Here is an 18,128-nt window from a genome sequence, read left to right as displayed (position 1 = left end):
AACTATTGCATTCATATGAAATATCATGTTATTATAATAAGCGTCGCTAAGAGATATAACATGAGCCATTAGCTCAGTTGGTAGAGCATCTGACTTTTAATCAGAGGGTCGAAGGTTCGAGTCCTTCATGGCTCACTTTTGTTACAACGTGGCCCGTTGGTCAAGCGGTTAAGACACCGCCCTTTCACGGCGGTAACACGGGTTCGAATCCCGTACGGGTCATTTTTAATATTTTTAATACATAGCATATAGACTGAGGTCCCGTGGTGTAGCGGTTAACATGCCTGCCTGTCACGCAGGAGATCGCGGGTTCGATTCCCGTCGGGACCGCCATTTTGGCTCGGTAGCTCAGTTGGTAGAGCAAAGGACTGAAAATCCTTGTGTCGGCGGTTCGATTCCGTCCCGAGCCATCAAAAAGCATGACTTTATTTAAAGTCATGCTTTTTTCTTTTATTTACATTTAAAAGAAAACGTTATTTGCTTTGTATCTCTTTTGTGGTAATATATTACTTTTGTATTTAGAGATGGTTGAAAATCATATATCTTCATGTATAGTAGAGGATGAACTTGTGACGTTTCAAGGGTTATCAAGTATAATAAAACTACGGTATTCAAACAGTATGAATACTATCTTTTATATTTTGCTTCAACTAATAAAGGAGAACGATGATCATGGATAAACGTATTTTAGTCGTAGATGACGAAAAGCCGATTGCAGATATTTTAAAATTTAATTTGCAAAAAGAAGGTTACGAAGTATTTTGTGCTTATGATGGCGTAGAAGCACTTGAAAAAGTGGAAGAAGTACAGCCTGAAATGATTTTATTAGATATTATGCTTCCTCAGAAAGATGGAATGGAAGTTTGCCGAGAAGTACGCAAAAAATATGATATGCCAATTATCATGTTAACAGCAAAAGACTCTGAAATTGACAAAGTTTTAGGTCTAGAATTAGGTGCAGATGATTATGTAACTAAGCCGTTTAGTACGCGTGAATTATTAGCACGTGTAAAAGCTAATTTGCGTAGACATCAGCAGGTAGCTGCTCCAACGGAAGAAAGCGAAACGAATGAAATTACAATTGGAGCACTTGTTATTCACCCAGATGCTTATATCGTGTCTAAGCGCGGAGAAACGATTGAACTGACTCACCGTGAATTTGAGCTGCTGCATTATTTAGCGAAGCACATTGGACAAGTCATGACGCGTGAACACTTGCTTCAAACTGTATGGGGTTATGACTATTTTGGTGATGTGCGTACGGTAGATGTAACAGTTCGAAGATTACGTGAAAAAATTGAAGATAATCCAAGCCATCCAATGTGGATTGTAACAAGACGTGGAGTAGGCTATTATTTACGCAGCCCAGAGCAGGAGTAATTTTAGATGAAGAAAGTAAGGCTCCTGCAATCTATTCATTTAAAGTTTGTATTGATTTATGTGCTGCTCATTTTAATTGCGATGCAAATTATTGGGGTCTATTTTGCACGACAATTAGAAAAAGAATTAGTTAACAACTTTCGAACGTCTCTTCAAGAGCGGACAGACTTGCTGACGTATAACATTGGACAAGAAATGGTGAAAAATCGTGATGATGATTCGCCCACTCTTGAGGAAGACTTAAAGACTATTTTACGAGATTTTGCTTCAAGACCCAATTTAGCTTCAAATGATATGAATGACATCTCTGAAGTAAGAGTCATTGACCAAAATAGAAGAATCATTGCTACATCGAACTCAAATCCTCAACAGATCATAGGTAAAAAGACTAATGATTTAGCGATTACAAATGCGTTGTTAGCAGGAACGAACTCTGATAATGTATTTGTTGATCAAAGCGGACAGCGAATCAGAGTTATGATACAGCCTATTCGTTTACAGGATAAAGTAGGTGCCAGTCAATCAAATTCAACTAATAAAAATGGAAAAGTTCAGTCTAGCGAAGAAATCTTAGGTGCTATTTACTTAACAGCTTCCATGGAGCCTGTTTACGATCAAATGAGTAATATCAATCAGATCTTTAAGGCAGGTACGGTGATTGCTCTTTTTATTACAGCTATTTTAGGCGTGTTTTTAGCTCAGACGATTACTCGTCCAATGTCTGAAATGAGAAAACAAGCACTTGAGATGGCCAAAGGGAATTTTACGAGAAAAGCTAAGGTATACGGGTATGATGAAATTGGTCAGCTAGCTCTCACATTCAACAACTTAACAAGAAAGCTTCAAGAAGCACAGGCAACTACAGAAGGGGAGCGCCGTAAGCTTAGTTCGGTATTAGCTCATATGACGGACGGCGTTATTGCTACGGATCGAAAGGGAAGAGTAATTTTAATTAATGATCCAGCTGCAGCTATGCTAAATGTTTCACGTGAAACGGTTTTGTCTGATCCAGTTGTTTCCCTATTAGATCTTGAAGAAACGCATACGTTTGAAAGCTTGCTCGCTAATCAAGAGTCATTAATTTTGGACTTTAGTACAAAATCAGATCCCTTTATTTTAAGAGCTACCATTTCCGCTATTCAAAAAGAGACCGGTTTTATTAACGGGATTATCATTGTCTTGCATGATATTACAGAGCAGGAGAAAATTGATCAAGATCGCCGAGAATTTGTAGCCAATGTTTCACATGAATTGCGTACGCCGTTAACAACGATGCGCAGTTATTTAGATGCGCTTGCAGAAGGAGCATGGCAAGATAAGGACTTAGCTCCAACATTTTTAAATGTAACGCAAACGGAAACAGAACGAATGATTCGTCTCGTTAACGACTTGCTTCAATTATCTAAGCTAGATAGCCAAGACTACCGATTTAGTCGTGACCCAATCAATTTTGTGAAGTTCTATCATTACATCATTGATCGCTTTGAAATGACAATTGAACAAGGTATTTCGTTCGTGCGCGACTTGCCAAATGAAGCAATCTATGCCGCTATCGATCAAGATAAAATTACACAAGTATTAGATAACATTATTTCTAATGCAATAAAATATTCACCTGAAGGCGGAACCATTACATTTTCAATTGCTCAGCATACGCATGAAATTGTTGTGAGCATTAAAGACCAAGGTATGGGAATTCCAAAATCAAATTTAGCTAAAATTTTCGAACGCTTCTATCGTGTAGATAAAGCACGAACGCGTAAATTAGGCGGAACAGGATTAGGGCTTGCTATTGCCAAGGAAATTATTGAAGCACATGATGGACGTATTTGGGCAGATAGTCAGGAAGGAAAAGGAACAACGATTTACTTTACTCTTCCGATTGAAAGTGAGAATGATGACGAATGGGAATGAGATATGAACATATCAAAACGGCCATCTTAGTTGTTCTCGTCGCTTCCAGTTTAATTATGACGTATCATATATGGACGTATCAGCCTTCTTATAAGGTCATTTCAAAAAATCAACATTTGCAGGAAGTTGAAGTGAGTTCAAAAAGTAAAATAGAAGATCATATTCTTCCAACAGAAGTTCTCTATCATCGAAACGATAATCACTACATGTCTCACGACGAAGATGATGTAAACAAATGGGTAAATGAAATGAAAAAGTGGAAATTTTCGAATGTGACGGACGTTTCGGATGCTATTTCTCCTGATGGATTTTTAAATTATGTCCATGGAAGTAATTCTATTGAAGTGTTGTATCCAGACGCGCTACCTTTGAAAACATTTCAACAGCTTTTTTCATTTTCTCAAACGTCTTTGCCTAATCAAACATTTGACCGTGTACTCATTAAAATTAAGCGTACACCTTCCTTTTTCGTAAGCGTGTATCTTGTGAATTATGAGCAAAAAAAGATTTATTCGGTTACAGTCAAGAATTTGGCCAAAGATGATATCAAAGAATTAGAAGATAAAATGAAACGTACGTATGCCCCGAGCTTTGTATATAAAGAAAACAAAAATCGGTATATCTTCCTTCCAGAAAACAATATCACGATGAATAGTGAAGTCTACTATACGAGCATGAGGCATTTAGATATTGAAAAATATAAAGAAGCGCTTTTTAACAACCCAGACTATGCACGGAAAGAAACGTCTACAAACCGAGATGTCTACACCGAAGGTACAAAAGTGATTAATGTTAATACGAAGACAGATGTGATGGAATATGTGAATCTTGTAAATTCTACGACCGAGGTAATGGAAGATTATAATTTAATAAATCGCAGCTTTAGCTTCGTTAATGACCACGGCGGCTGGACGGAATCTAATTACAGGTTCAACAGCTGGAATCGTATTACAAAAGAAATTAGCTATCGTTATTATAAAGATAACTATCCCGTGTACAGCAATCAGGGAATGACTGAAATATATCAGAGATGGGGAAATGCGGAGATTTTAAATTACCGTCGTCCTCTTTATCGTTTTGTAAGAGTACAGGATTCCAGTGTAGAAAAGCTGCAGTCATCTCAAAAAGTGATTCAATTAATTGAAAAACACCAAAACTTTGACCCGAATCTGTTAAAAGATATTTCAATAGGCTATCAGCTAGAAGAAGTCTCACAGCAGCCAAAAACCGGTGAAAAGACGGTTGAGTTTAATTCTAACTCTGTCAAACTCGTTCCTTCTTGGTTCTATTATTATAATAGCAAGTGGTATCGAATTGCACCGCCGACCGAAGGAGGCGATAACGATGGATTGGAATAGAACAAAAACCATCTTTATTTTCACTTTCTTGATTCTTAATATTTACTTAGGCTATCAGATTTTTAAAACTCATCAAGAAGATCAGTACTCTCTATTTGTAGAGTCGAGCGTTGAAGAACAATTAACGAGTGAAGGCATTGAATATAAACATTTACCTGTAGATGTGAAGGAAGCTTCGTCGTTAAATGCTAAAAGCAAACTGTTTAAAGATGAAGATTTAAAAAAGCTTAAAGAACAAAAAGCAACGCTGCTTGAGGAAAAAACAATTCGAAGCGCATTAGACAAACCTTTTTCAGTACCTGAAAAAAGTCCCGAAGCAAAGCTAAGTCAATTTCTAAAACGGTATGTGATCTCAGGTAAGGATTATGAGCTATGGAATGTTAACAAAGAGAAAAAAACAGTTACATTCTTTCAAAAATATAAGAAGCATAAAATCTTTGATAATGAAAATGGCATGATTGTTGCTCACTTAAATGACAAAGATGAAATTATTTCTTATGAACAAACGATGCTGGGTTCTGTGAAAACGTTGGATGATGAGCAGGATGTTTTAACGCCTTTAAAAGCATTGGAAAATTTGTTTTTGAAGGGTGAATTGAAAAAGAAAGATTCTGTAACAAAAGTAGAGTTTGGGTACTATACGTTTGATCTGCCGTTATTAAATTCTCAAGTTTTAGCACCAACTTGGCATGTTATTGTAAATGGAGACACGAGTTATTTTGTCAATGCCTTTGAAGGGCAGATTATTAAAAAAGGAAATAAATAAGTATTTGGAGTGAGATAAATGAGCCTGCATTTCAGCGTGCTAGCGAGTGGGAGCACAGGAAATGCGATTTTAGTAAGTGATGGAGAACATTCCTTACTAGTTGATGCAGGGCTGAGCGGAAAACAAATGGAAGCTCTATTTCAACAAGTAAATCGCAATATCCCGGATTTATCAGGAATTTTAGTGACTCATGAACATAGTGACCATATTAAAGGACTAGGTGTTCTGGCACGTAAATATAAGCTCCCTATTTTCGCAAATGAAAAAACGTGGAACGCAATGGGTGGCTTGATCGGCAACATTGATACGGAACAGAAGTTTCACTTTGAAATTGGCCAAACGAAATCGTTTGGCCAATTGGAAGTGGAGTCTTTTGGCGTTTCGCATGATGCTGCAGAGCCTATGTTTTATGTCTTTCATCAAGGATCTAAAAAATTAACCCTTATTACGGATACCGGCTATGTAAGTGACCGCATGAAAGGTACGATTAAAAATAGCGATATGTACGTATTTGAAAGCAATCATGATGTTGAAATGCTGAGAATGGGGCGCTACCCTTGGAGCATTAAAAGACGAATTCTAAGCGACGTGGGACATGTATCAAATGAAGACGCGGCTCTTGCAATGGCAGATGTGATTGGAGATCAAACCAAACGCATTTACTTAGCGCATTTGAGTCAAGACAATAACATGAAGGAAATTGCCCGCATGTCTGTTGCGCAAGTGTTACAACAAAAAGACATCAATGTAGAGGACAATATTCTCCTATGTGATACAGACCCAAAAAGACCAACTGATATTGTTTATGTATAGTCTCTAGAAAGGAAGCGAAAAATAACTTCATTTAGTACGTGAATGCAGACATTCACGATGATAAATGAAGGGTTCGGTGATAGTGTGGAACATTATGATGAAGGCCAAGAGCCAAATAGTCGGCCGCCTAAACGCCGCAGAGGATATTTCGCTTCTGCTCTGATTGGAGCAATTATAGGTGCACTTATTGTACTGCTTCTTATGCCAGCCTTGGTGAGGAACGGGATTTTGCCAGATGGATGGATGACGGATGAAAATAGAGATGAACAAACGGGATCTACCATCCAAAAATCAGTATCTCTTGACGTCACTACGGCCGTCACAAAAGCTGTTTCTGAAGCCAATGCAGCAGTTGTAGGAGTTGTAAACATTCAGAACTCTGAAAGCTTTTGGAATGATGAACGAACTGATGCCGGAACGGGCTCAGGTGTTATTTACAAAAAGCAAGGCAACAAAGCTTATATTGTGACAAACTATCATGTCATTAAAGGCGCTAACGAAATTGAAGTGAGCTTCAGTAACGGTACAAGGGTATCGGCTAAAATTCTTGGCAGCGATGATTTAATGGACTTAGCAGTTCTTGAAATTGACGCAGGCCACGTGACAAAAGTGGCTACCTTCGGAAATTCTGATAAGCTTAAAGCTGGTGAACCAGTGATTGCTATCGGAAACCCGTTAGGCCTTCAATTTTCTGGCTCCGTTACACAAGGAGTTGTCTCAGGGGTTAACCGTGTCATTCCTCAAGATTTGAATGGCGATGGAAACCCTGATTGGCAATCAGAAGTTATTCAAACAGATGCCGCCATTAACCCTGGTAATAGCGGGGGTGCTCTTGTTAATATTGATGGTGAATTAATCGGTATTAATTCCATGAAAATTGCCCAAGAAGCAGTAGAAGGCATTGGTCTTGCCATTCCAATCAACATGGCTAGGCCCATTATTAATGACTTAGAACGATATGGTGAAGTCAGACGTCCGTATCTTGGAGTTAGTACACTATCATTAAGTGAGGTATCAGGGTATCATTTAAAAGAAACCCTTAAGTTACCGCATGATGTAGTAAACGGAGTTGCTGTTCTAAAAGTCGAGCCAGGTTCGCCAGCCGCTAAAGCCGGATTAAAGGAATATGATGTAATTGTTGAGTTAGATCACAGCAAAGTAAGGGACATTGCGACACTTCGCAAACACCTCTACATTGAAAAAGAAATTGGCGATAAAATGAACGTAACGTTCTATCGCGATGGCAAAAAGAAATCCACAGAAGTAAAATTAACGCGTCAAATGAAGTGAAAGAAAAGTTATCCACAGGGGATAAACTCCTGTGGTTTTTTAATGAAAAGAATAGAGAAAGGAAGATAAATACATGAAGATATATTGCTGTTTAGAACATACAGAACTAGCGCTGGATGTAATGGTAGATGAGATTGAGCTAGCGCCGGTTTTTGAAAAAATAGAAAATTCCACTGACAAAAAAAGCTGTGAATATTGTGACAATGAAGCTGTATATGTAGTAGGGAACTAATATTCTTATACAAAATGTGGATATAGCATGTGGATATGTGGATAATATCTGTGGATAAGAGATAGAAGAGAGGAGAATAGCCTGTGAATATCTCTATTATAACCATTGGGAAGCTAAAAGAAAAATACTTAAAACAAGGCATTCAAGAATATTTAAAGCGTTTATCAAGCTATGCAAAAGTAGAAATTATTGAGCTTGCAGATGAAAAAGCGCCAGAAAACTTAAGTGAATCTGAAATGGAACAGGTGAAACAAAAAGAAGGAGAGCGCATCTTAGCGAAAATCTCAGACGATACTCACGTAATCGCATTAGCTATTAACGGAAAACAAAAATCTTCCGAGGAACTCGCAAAAGAAATTGATTCATTAGCTACCTACGGAAAAAGCAAAATAGCGTTTGTCATTGGCGGGTCGCTTGGTTTAAGCAGCGAAGTAATGAAACGCTCAAACGCAGCCCTTTCTTTTTCAAAGATGACGTTTCCTCATCAGCTTATGCGCCTAGTATTAGTAGAACAGATTTACCGAGCTTTTCGTATTATTCGAAATGAACCTTATCATAAATAGAACGTGTGGATATTTTTTTATTAAAAGTTGAGGCAGAAGGAAATGTAAAACCTTCTGCCTCAGCTTTTATCATATGTGGATAAATAGCACACGTCTATAAAAAAGAACAAGAGATTCTTCTCTCCGATAAAATGTTAGAACAATTGAGTTTAAGCAAACGAGATCTTATTTAAGAAACAGAAAAACCTTCGTCTTCTTTCACTCCAGCTCTGTCTTTAAACTCATCAAGCAACGCACGCACTTCGTCAGTTGTTTCCGTGCTCATGAGTAGATTTCTTAATTCACTTGCACCGCGGAATCCGCGAACGTAAATTTTGAAAAAGCGTCGAAGCGGTTTGAAAGGGCGCGGCTCTAATTCTTCAGAATACTTATCATGAAGATCTAGCTGCAGGCGAAGAAGTTCTAATAGCTCTTCGCTTGTGTGCTCTTTCTTTTCTTTTTCAAACGCAAACGGATTATGGAAAATTCCGCGTCCAATCATGATTCCATCAACGCCGTACTTTTCAGCAAGTTCAAGACCTTTCTGGCGGTCAGGAATATCACCGTTAATTGTTAGTAGCGTATGAGGCGCAACTTCGTCACGAAGCTTCTTAATCTCCGGAATTAACTCCCAGTGCGCGTCAACATCGCTCATTTCTTTTTTCGTACGAAGGTGAATAGAAAGGTTCACGATATCCTGTTCTAAAATGTGCTTCAGCCAGTCGTACCACTCATCAACTTGCGTATAGCCAAGACGAGTCTTTACGCTTACTGGAAGCCCTCCAGCTTTGGCTGCCTGGATAATCTCAGCCGCAGTATCTGGACGGCGAATCAGACCAGAACCTTTTCCGTTTCCTGCAACGTTCTGTACAGGACAGCCCATATTAATATCAATTCCGCGAAAGCCCATTTCGGCCATGCCGATACTCATTTGACGGAAGTATTCAGGCTTGTCTCCCCAAATATGCGCAACGATTGGCTGTTCATCTTCTGTAAACGTCAATCGTCCTTTTACGCTATCTTTTCCTTTCGGGTGGCAGTAGCTTTCCGTATTCGTAAACTCTGTAAAAAATACGTCAGGTCGTGCTGCTTCGGTCACAACATGGCGAAAAACGACATCCGTCACAGCTTCCATCGGTGCCAAAATAAAAAACGGACGCGGCAACTCATGCCAAAAATTATCTTTCATCTTATATCTAAACCCTTTCTTTTAGGGAAAACATATTCCCAAAATTAAAAAGTGTAATTTCTTTTATCAGGTTGAATGCCAGTATAAACTTCAACCAATATATACTTTAATGGTATGGAACGAAAAGTGCAAGGGAACGAGTGGTTTTGTTTTGCTGGAAATACTTATTGAAACAAATTTTATATCTAGTATTAGTGGGGTATAAGCAATTAAAAGCGAGCCTGAAGGCATGTACCGGATACCTGCGAATAAATATCCTAAAGCATTTGGTTTGTGTTTAGGCACTTTCTCTAAGGATATTATAAAGTATTCACCATAATTATGATTACGATAAACGATTTTATAAATAACTTTTACTATATAATATATAAAAAACCACGTCTGTCACTGTACAACAGACGTGGCTTCATTACGTATTAATGCTTTTTGTAAGGAGCGCCGTCCTTAGAAGGTAGTCCAGAAATGTATCCTACACCACCTGTTTCTTGAATGCCAATGCTTTCTTTCATTGCATTAGCTAGCTCTTCTTTATCAACAGCGGTAATATTTTTGTCGCTGATGTCCTCGCCCGGGTGCTGATAGTTGCTTAGTACGTAGCGAGAGTTTTTAATGTTTTCTACTGCACGAAGTCCTGTTGCTTCTGCTCCCACTGGAACTGAAAGAATGCGCGATAGTTTTTTGGTTTTTACATTGTAAGCCCATACGAAGTTGTTTGTGTGCAGTGAGCTGTCTTCTCCGATAAAGAGTGTATTTAAGTCATTTGAATACGTAAGGTTATCAGGGTTGGCAATTTTATTTGGATCCGCTGTATTACCGTATGCATCTGCTTTTTCTAGGTCTTGTCCAATCAGTAGCCCTTCCATGCTTGCAGGAACGTAGCGACTGTTAATCTTGCCTTTTGCTTGGTCTTTTTGATGCGATCCTAAGTTCAGCTGGTAGGTCACACCAGACTCTAATCTTGGAAGCTGGATATCATCTTGGACAGCACCAGATTCTTTTAGCATGGCACTATTTTGGTAAGAAATAGCCATATACGCTTTTTTATCTTTTTTGTTAACCGTTAGTCCTTCCATCTTGTTGAATTCAGATGTTGCACCTAAAATTGCACCGTATCGGCGTGATTCTAAAAAGGCAGCTGCTTTTTCCATGCCAGGCTTTACTTTTAAATATTCAACTTTTTTACTTGCGGCGGTTTTGACTGCTTTAAATCCTTTTGTAGGCTGTTCAGCTGTTTCAAAAATATCACTAAATTTTGTGCCTTTGTCGATTATTGTTTTCACTTCACTGTCTGTTGCATGGCCAAGCTTAATCCAATGAAGTTCGCCTTTACCTCCATTGTTCGTACTCGTTTGTTTGAATTTTGCTGCATAAAGCGTTCCTGCTGAGAAGTCTTTCTCCTTATCTGCTACATACATAAACATCATGGTATTAGATCCATCATCGCCAAAAAGAGCGGTTTTATTATCTGGAAGTACCTGCATCATTTCGTGTGAAAAACGACCTGTGCTGTAATGTTTTACGACGGACGCATTGCCGCTTTCATCCACTGAAATTTCTGGAATCCAGCCATAGTAGTAAGGATTTGCTTTTGACGTGTCACTGAAATAAAGCTTAGCGAAGTTCGTGACGTCTTTATAAGAGCTAGATGAAGGGTCTTCAAAAGCACGTGCATCAGGCTCGTATTCTTCTGAACCAAGGTGAGTACCCCAATCTGTTGTAGAGCCATTACACGGCGTCCATAAACCATTCACATTAGAAAAATCAATTTTTTTAGCATGGTTGACGGTTAGTTTTCCTGTTTTATCATCTCGGTCAACTTGTGTAAGCGTCATTGAAGCAGGAAGACCGGAAATCACTTTTCCAGCATTATTAACGGATTCATATTCATAATGTGAAATAATATAAGACTTACCGTTGATGGTGATAAAGCTGTTTGAATCCGGTGCGTCTGATACGTACGGTGAGGGCTTATCAGGAACGCTTCGGTCAATAATTGGATCCCCGTTTGCATCGATCGGTGTACCTGCGGCGATTAATTCCCCTTTATTATCGACAATTTTATCTTTTGAAAGAAAGAGTTGATTATAGTTAAGCGGCGTTTCTTCAACGCTTCCATCTTTATACGTTACTTTTACAGATGCCTCTGTATACGTTTTAATCATATTTTCAATCGTAGTAGGTGCTTTCATTGGCTGAAACTCGACGCTTTTGATTTGTTTTGGATGTTGAACTGGATGATGCTCTGCTGCAAAAGCAGAAGCGGCGCTAGAAGCTAAAAGAGTGAGAGATAGTCCAAGAGATACTCGTTTTTTCATGGTTGATAACCTCCAAATTGTATTCATACACTTATTAAATCATTTGATTGTTGAGGAAATATAAAGAGAAGCGCTGGATTTGTTGAGCTGTCGTTAAGAACGTTGAACATTTACATGACAAGTTTAACTAGAAGTTATTCAGCTATCTTTCAGAATTTGTTCAGATAGCATTCAGCTGGGCTTCACAGTGAATTCATGTTCTGCTCTTACAATAAACACATAGCTAAAGGCGACAGGAAGCGCTTTGGCTCGTACAGCAAAAGTGAAAGGTATTTTAGCAGAAAAAAACGTTACTCCAATAGCGCTATTTTGATAAATGACCGCTGCTAAAAACTTTAGCTTGTGCTGTAAATACATTGGAAATTAGGCGGAGGTATAATCATGATTGGAAAAGTATTAGCAGGAAAAGCAGTAGTAGCAAAAGCGGTGGGAGGTGCCACAATTGGAACAGCTATCGCTCTTGGTTCAATGACAAGCGCATTTGCTTCAGACGGCCAGCACATTACTTCAACAAAAGCGTCGGCTCATACCGAAGCGGCAACATATACGCAAGCTCAAGCAAAAGCAATTGCCTTAAAGAACTGCGGAGGAACGGTTCAATCAGTTTCTTTTGAAAATAACGCCTATACGTTTTTAATTCACGGACAAGATAATCAAGACCATCACGTGAAAGTAAATGCACACAGCGGAAAAGTGGTAAAGGTTGAAAAACTATCTTTTTCTCGAAGTGAGGCACAAGCAGTAGCGTTGAAAAACTGTGGAGGAACGGTTAAGTCGGTAGGCTTCAACGATGGAGTATATACGTTCTTAATTCACGGAAAAGATAGCCGTGATCACCACGTAAAAGTGAATGCACAAAGTGGAAAAGTGATTCAAATTCAAAGCGCTGCATTTACAAAAGCACAGATTCAAACGATTGCATTAAAAAATTGCAGCGGAACGATTCAATCAAGTTCATATGCAAATGATGTATACACATTTTTGATCCACGGAAAAGACAACAAAGATCACCATGTGAAAGTAAACGCTGAAACTGGAAAAGTAATTAAAGTCGAAGCGGTAAAGTTTACACAAGAACAAGCTAAACAAGCTGCTCTTCAACAGCACAAAGGAACGGTTCAATCTGTTTCGTTCAGTGAACAAGCATACACGTTTGTGATCAAAGGAACAGACAATGTAAAACATACTGTAAAAATAAGCCCTCAAACAGGAAAAGTGTGCTGATTTGATAAAAAAGACGATTGCTTTACAGCAATCGTCTTTTTTTACGTTAAGGGCAATACAATTTCAAAAGCAGTTCCTACATTTAATTTGCTTTTTACACGTATTTTTCCCCTGTGCAGCTCTATAATAGATGCGCTGATGGCTAAACCTAAACCTGCTCCTCCGTATGCTCGAGAGCGTGAAGCATCAGCTTTGTAAAATCGCTCAAATAAATGAGCAAGGTGTTCTGGAGGAATGCCGTGACCGTTATCTTGTATTGTTAATGAAAGTTCTTTCTCATTTGCTTTTCCTATCACTTGAATAACTCCTGTAGTTGGATTTGTATGCTGTACTGCGTTGGAAAATAAGTTTAAAACAACTTGTTTAAATTGATCTTTGTTAATGTCTGATGGTAAAGGGCTTGGGAAGTCGAATAAAATTTTTCTGTTCCCGGCCAATAGCATTAATTGAGGTTTCATATCTAAAATCAATTCATCTACAAAACAGCACTCTTTTTGAAACGTCGGAAGTTGATCAAGCTGAGCAAGAAGCAGAAGATCCTGAATCAGTTTGCGCAGTCTTTTGGACTCCCCATACATGCTTTTTAATGCGTCGTTTAATTGGTCTGGATTACTGCTAGCCCCTCTTAGTAAAACTTCTAAAAAGCCATGAATGGATGTAAGCGGCGTTCGCAGTTCATGAGAAGCATCCGCCACAAAGCGCCGCATTTGTTCTTTGGCATCTGTTTCAGCTTTAAATGCTTCTTCAAGACGCTCAAGCATTTCGTTAATAGAAAGAGAAAGGCGATCCATTTCGATTTGTCCTTGATTAACAGGCAAGCGGTCATGTAAGCTTCCTGCATTAATATGCTCCACTTTTTTAGTAATAGTAAACAAAGGGATTAACGTCTGTTTTAAAACAGAAGAAAAAACAAAAAAAGCAATGGTCATTGCAGTAAGTGAAAGCATTAAAAAGATTATCATTTGTCTGATCAACAGGTCTCTTAGTGATTCTGTTGGAGTATTGATTTGAATAACTCCCTGGATTTCTCCGTCAAAGACAATTGGTTTTAAAACAATGACTTGCTCTTGATGACCATCGATTTTCTTTATGAGGCTCATCGTGTTGTCCGGCTGTTTGATGTTTTTCATTACTTGTTTATATGTAGATGCAGAAAGCTTAGGAAAGTAAGAATGATGTGGATCCTTAGCCAGCCGTAAAAATGTGCTTTTTTGATTGATAAAGGTAATATTAACACCCGGGAAATAAACCATGGGTCTTGATCTTTTTACATTCTGGCTTGTTTCAATATCATGTTTCCAGACATCATCGGGAATCAAGTGAATTTGGTCTTCGATGCTTTTAATTTTATTCGTGTAAATAAATTGCTTCATGAACACGTATTGAAACAAGCCTATCAGTATCAGTAAACTCAAAATAACAAGCAAACTTCTGAATAAGAGCTGAAGGCGAAGAGAGTTCAGATGAAAGAACCGTTTGTGCTTCATGAAATATCAATCCGGTATCCTACACCGCGAAGCGTTCGAATGACGGTTCGGCTATGGTCCTGTAATTTTTCTCTCAGTGATCGAATGTATACTTCTACAATGTTTTCTTCTCCTCCAAAATCATATCCCCACACTCGATCTAAAATGGTGGATTTACTTAGTACGAGACCGTGATTAATAACCAAGAATTTTAAGAGTGCATATTCAGTAGGGGATAAATCAAGTATGTGATTAAGGTATTTAATTTCTTTGCGGCGGTCATCAATTTTAAATGGACCGATTGATACTTCGTCTAATAAGTTGGGAAATTGATTGCGGATTCTAGCTTGAATGCGCGCAAGAAGTTCTTCAAAACTGAAAGGTTTGACCATATAATCATCTGCTCCAATAGTCAGCCCTTTTACTCGATCGTCTACTTGATCTTTTGCTGTTAGCATAATGACAGCTATATTCCCCATTTTCTTCAACAAGCGGCATACTTCAAATCCATCCATTCCTGGAAGCATAACATCTACAATAGCGATATGGGGCTTGAATTCTTTGGCTACATTAATTCCTTCAATTCCGTCTTGGGTAGCTTTAATATCAAATCCTTCATTCGTTAAACCCAAAGATAAAAACTGTAAAATAGTTGGTTCGTCATCTATAAGCAAGACTTTAATTCCTTTTAGTTGTTCCATCATGTTGAAAACTCCTTTGCTCCTCTACTTTCTATTATGCTTTTTTATCTGAAACAGCACTGAATAATAGCTGAAAGCAAGCTGAAAAATAGTAGCTATTCTTATATCTTCAGCTAACTTTAAGCTTCTATTCGTCTTATTCTCAGAAATCTTTTGCATAATGAACGGCGTACTAGATAAAACGCCATAAATTAGACGGAAAGTCTAATGGTGAAAAAGGAGGAAATTCAAGGATGATTAAATGGGCAAAAGTATTGTCTACATCTGCTTTAGGAACTGCAATTGCATTTAGCTCTATTACAACGAGTCACGCTGCAGAAATGAAGACAGCTAAAGCAGAAGCAACTGAACATGTGAGTATCTCGCAAGCTCAGGCAAAAGGTATTGCTCTACAAGATTGCAAAGGGACAGTTACGTCTACGGAATTTAAGCAGGAATCAAGTGTGTATGTAATTACAATTGTAACGAATAACCTGGAGCAAAGAATTGTAGAAGTAAGTGCGAGCACTGGAAAAGTAGTAAAGAAGCAAGAAGTGAAGTTATGGACACAAAATCAAGTGAAAGAATCTGTTTCTAAGCAGTATAAAGGCGCTATTCAATCTATTACCTTTAACAAAGAAACGCGTGAATATACGTTAACTGTAGTAGATGGCAAAGTAGAATATACGTTAACTGTAGATGGTCTAACGGGAAAAGTCATTCATGAGAATAAAAAAGAGCTGCAGCTAATGTCAGAGCAAAAAATAAAAGAAGCAATTGTTAAACAATATAGTGGTTACGTATATAGTCTAGAATTTAAAGAATCCGCTAGTCAGTATGTCGCAGTGATTCTTAAAAATAGCACTCAATATACAGTAACGTTAGATGCTTTCACAGGAAAAGTAGTTAATACTTCTCAGCAAGAAGTGAAGGTATTAACGAGACAAGATGCAAAAGATCTTGCATTGGCTACATATGCAGGTAAGGTGAAAATGGTAGAATATGATCAAAATGCAGCGATTTTCACAGTGAAAATAATCAAAGATAATACGGAATACACGGTTACAATCGATGCGGTTTCGGGTGAAATCACAAATGTAAAACAAGATAAGCTTCAACTGTTAACGGAGAACGCTGTAAAAGATCTTGCTTTAAAACATCAAGAAGGAAAAGTAGAGCATATTGAGCTTATAACAGAAAACTCAATAACTGTATACGTAGTAACCTTAGTTAGCGGAAGCAAGCAGCAGACGCTTAAGTTCGATGCTTATACGGGACAAGAGTGCTCATAATTTTTTATCTTAAAACATAAAACATACATTTCATTTTTCATTCATATCAAGCAGAGGGTGCTTCAAGGCATCCTCTGCTTTTCTATTTATAACTAGAAACGGGGCTGTTTATCTATGTTAAGATAAATGTAGATTATTGTTGTAAAATGGATAGAACTAGAATGAAATAAATTAAATAGATAGGGTGTACACATGAGAAAAGAAGTACAAGTTATAGCCAAAGAAACTTTTATTAAAAAAGTGAACAAGGGTTATCCACTCATTGAAAAAGATGCGCTTGTTGATGGTCATAAACTGCAAGAAGAAGGGGTTATTATTAACTTAGTTACTCCCAAGAATCAATTTTTAGCCAAAGGCTATTATGGAAAACAAAACAAAGGCTACGGATGGATTCTTACGAAGAAGAAAAGTGAGCAAATTGACGCGGCGTTTTTTGCTAGAAAAATTCAGCAAGCTATTTCATCTCGTCATGACTTTTATGCGTCTGAAGACACAACTGCTTTTCGCATATTTAATAGTGAAGGTGACGGAATCGGCGGCTTGATTATTGATTATTATGACGGATATTACGTCATGAGTTGGTATAGTGAAGGAATTTATCAATTTAAAGAATACGTCATTGAAGCCTTAAAGTCTGCGCCTAACTTTAAAGGGCTGTACCAGAAAAAACGTTTTAACGTAAAGGGGCAGTATATTGAAGAAGATGATTTTGTAGCAGGGGATAAAGGTGAATTCCCTTTAATTGTAAAAGAAAATGGTATTCGTTTTGCCGTTTACTTAAATGACGGAGCGATGGTGGGAGTCTTTTTAGATCAGCGAGACGTCCGTAAAACGATTCGAGATAAATATGCAAAAGGAAAGACCGTGCTAAATATGTTTTCGTATACAGGCGCATTTTCAGTGGCGGCCGCTCTTGGAGGAGCTGCGAAAACAACAAGTGTCGATTTAGCCAACCGCAGCTTGGCAAAAACAATTGAGCAATTTAGTGTAAATGGAATTGATCACGAAGCACAGGACATTATCGTAGAAGATGTTTTCAAGTATTTTAAATATGCGGTCAAGAAGAACATGACCTTCGATCTTGTGGTGCTAGATCCGCCAAGCTTTGCTAAGTCGAAAAAGCATACGTTTAGCGCGGCAAAAGACTACAAAGATTTATTAAAAGAAGCCATTGCGCTTACAAAGCCAAACGGTGTCATTGTAGCATCTACGAATGCAAGCAATTTTGATATGAAAAAATTCCATTCGTTTATTGAAAAAGCTTTTAATGAAAAAGGGGAACGGTACAAAATGATGGAGCAGTTCGCTCTTCCATCTGATTTTAAAACAATAAAAGAATTTAAGTCAGGTAATTATTTAAAAGTCGTGTTTATTCAAAAAATAAATCGCTAAATGCAAGGCTGCATGATGAACTCATGCAGTTTATTTATTTTTGATAAAATAACGATTACAAGCTATTTGAAGGGGACAAAATGAAGGTAGGAGATAAATATTGTCAATATATATGATAAAATAATAAAGGAATTATGCTCAATACTTCACAATTTTACAATATCATCCTTACGAAACGTATTTTTACAATTATTTTATTTTAAATGGGATAAGTATTGGGTACGAAGTAGAAAGAGCATACTACTACTATTATTAAAAAACATGAAAGGAGAAAG

15 protein-coding genes and 4 tRNA genes are annotated in these 18,128 nt (G+C 37.8%); 15 read left to right on the top strand and 4 right to left on the bottom strand.

Going from position 1 to position 18,128, the window contains the following annotated elements; genetic code table 11:
• Nucleotides 1–62 precede the first annotated feature (62 nt).
• The 12 genes from JNUCC25_RS26425 (at nt 63) to rlmH (ending at nt 8,316) form a co-directional block, all read left to right on the top strand.
• Nucleotides 63–135, top strand: a tRNA-Lys gene (locus tag JNUCC25_RS26425).
• 15 nt (nt 136–150) lie between these two features.
• Nucleotides 151–222, top strand: a tRNA-Glu gene (locus JNUCC25_RS26420).
• A gap of 35 nt (nt 223–257) precedes the next feature.
• Nucleotides 258–333: transfer RNA gene (locus JNUCC25_RS26415), tRNA-Asp, on the top strand.
• 4 nt (nt 334–337) lie between these two features.
• Nucleotides 338–410, top strand: a tRNA-Phe gene (locus tag JNUCC25_RS26410).
• A 262-nt stretch (nt 411–672) separates the two neighbouring features.
• Nucleotides 673–1,380 (top strand): response regulator YycF, encoded by a 708-nt coding sequence (gene yycF / locus JNUCC25_RS26405; RefSeq protein WP_013059907.1) that lies wholly within the window; start codon nt 673–675, stop codon nt 1,378–1,380.
• 6 nt (nt 1,381–1,386) lie between these two features.
• Nucleotides 1,387–3,294, top strand: coding sequence for a cell wall metabolism sensor histidine kinase WalK (gene walK, locus JNUCC25_RS26400; protein ID WP_454222637.1), 1,908 nt, complete (start codon nt 1,387–1,389; stop codon nt 3,292–3,294).
• On the top strand, nt 3,285–4,652 hold the full coding sequence (locus JNUCC25_RS26395; RefSeq protein ID WP_028409756.1) for a YycH family regulatory protein: 1,368 nt from the start codon (nt 3,285–3,287) through the stop codon (nt 4,650–4,652). The genes walK and JNUCC25_RS26395 overlap by 10 nt, the downstream gene beginning before the upstream one ends.
• Nucleotides 4,639–5,418 carry a two-component system regulatory protein YycI gene (locus JNUCC25_RS26390; RefSeq protein WP_029319486.1) on the top strand — a complete coding sequence of 260 codons (780 nt, stop codon included), beginning with the start codon at nt 4,639–4,641 and terminating at the stop codon, nt 5,416–5,418. Before JNUCC25_RS26395 ends, JNUCC25_RS26390 begins: the two co-directional genes overlap by 14 nt.
• 18 nt (nt 5,419–5,436) lie before the next feature.
• Nucleotides 5,437–6,231 (top strand): MBL fold metallo-hydrolase, encoded by a 795-nt coding sequence (locus JNUCC25_RS26385; protein WP_029319484.1) that lies wholly within the window; start codon nt 5,437–5,439, stop codon nt 6,229–6,231.
• A 57-nt stretch (nt 6,232–6,288) separates the two neighbouring features.
• The gene (locus tag JNUCC25_RS26380) at nt 6,289–7,521 is read left to right on the top strand and encodes a S1C family serine protease (protein WP_013059902.1); all 1,233 of its coding nucleotides are present in this window, start codon (nt 6,289–6,291) and stop codon (nt 7,519–7,521) included.
• A 73-nt stretch (nt 7,522–7,594) separates the two neighbouring features.
• On the top strand, nt 7,595–7,753 hold the full coding sequence (locus JNUCC25_RS26375) for a CxxH/CxxC protein (RefSeq protein WP_013059901.1): 159 nt from the start codon (nt 7,595–7,597) through the stop codon (nt 7,751–7,753).
• An 83-nt stretch (nt 7,754–7,836) separates the two neighbouring features.
• Nucleotides 7,837–8,316, top strand: coding sequence for a 23S rRNA (pseudouridine(1915)-N(3))-methyltransferase RlmH (rlmH, locus tag JNUCC25_RS26370; RefSeq protein WP_013085547.1), 480 nt, complete (start codon nt 7,837–7,839; stop codon nt 8,314–8,316).
• A 169-nt stretch (nt 8,317–8,485) separates the two neighbouring features.
• Here rlmH and JNUCC25_RS26365 read toward each other — a convergent pair whose 3' ends face one another.
• A complete protein-coding gene (locus JNUCC25_RS26365; protein WP_029319482.1) occupies nt 8,486–9,484 on the bottom strand; it encodes a tRNA dihydrouridine synthase in 999 nt (332 codons plus the stop codon).
• A 416-nt stretch (nt 9,485–9,900) separates the two neighbouring features.
• On the bottom strand, nt 9,901–11,799 hold the full coding sequence (locus JNUCC25_RS26360) for a PhoX family protein (protein ID WP_029319481.1): 1,899 nt from the start codon (nt 11,797–11,799) through the stop codon (nt 9,901–9,903).
• A gap of 381 nt (nt 11,800–12,180) precedes the next feature.
• On the opposite strand from JNUCC25_RS26360, the gene JNUCC25_RS26355 reads away from it, so the two are divergent.
• Nucleotides 12,181–13,023 carry a PepSY domain-containing protein gene (locus JNUCC25_RS26355; protein ID WP_013059897.1) on the top strand — a complete coding sequence of 281 codons (843 nt, stop codon included), beginning with the start codon at nt 12,181–12,183 and terminating at the stop codon, nt 13,021–13,023.
• A gap of 41 nt (nt 13,024–13,064) precedes the next feature.
• On the opposite strand, the gene JNUCC25_RS26350 is transcribed toward JNUCC25_RS26355, so the two are convergent.
• A complete protein-coding gene (locus JNUCC25_RS26350; protein ID WP_255286016.1) occupies nt 13,065–14,438 on the bottom strand; it encodes a sensor histidine kinase in 1,374 nt (457 codons plus the stop codon).
• Between the two features lie 68 nt (nt 14,439–14,506).
• Nucleotides 14,507–15,190, bottom strand: coding sequence for a response regulator transcription factor (locus JNUCC25_RS26345; RefSeq protein ID WP_029319479.1), 684 nt, complete (start codon nt 15,188–15,190; stop codon nt 14,507–14,509).
• 233 nt (nt 15,191–15,423) lie between these two features.
• Between JNUCC25_RS26345 and JNUCC25_RS26340 the strand changes: the two genes are divergently transcribed.
• Both JNUCC25_RS26340 and JNUCC25_RS26335 read left to right on the top strand, forming a co-directional pair.
• Complete coding sequence (locus JNUCC25_RS26340; protein WP_029319478.1) at nt 15,424–16,461, top strand: PepSY domain-containing protein; 1,038 nt, start codon at nt 15,424–15,426, stop codon at nt 16,459–16,461.
• A gap of 192 nt (nt 16,462–16,653) precedes the next feature.
• Nucleotides 16,654–17,853 carry a class I SAM-dependent rRNA methyltransferase gene (locus JNUCC25_RS26335; protein WP_029319477.1) on the top strand — a complete coding sequence of 400 codons (1,200 nt, stop codon included), beginning with the start codon at nt 16,654–16,656 and terminating at the stop codon, nt 17,851–17,853.
• Nucleotides 17,854–18,128: the final 275 nt, after the last annotated feature.

It is taken from the genome of Priestia sp. JNUCC 25 (genome assembly GCF_053667915.1).
The sequence above is the reverse complement of the archived record's forward strand: the minus strand, read 5'-3'. Positions and strand labels throughout refer to the sequence as shown.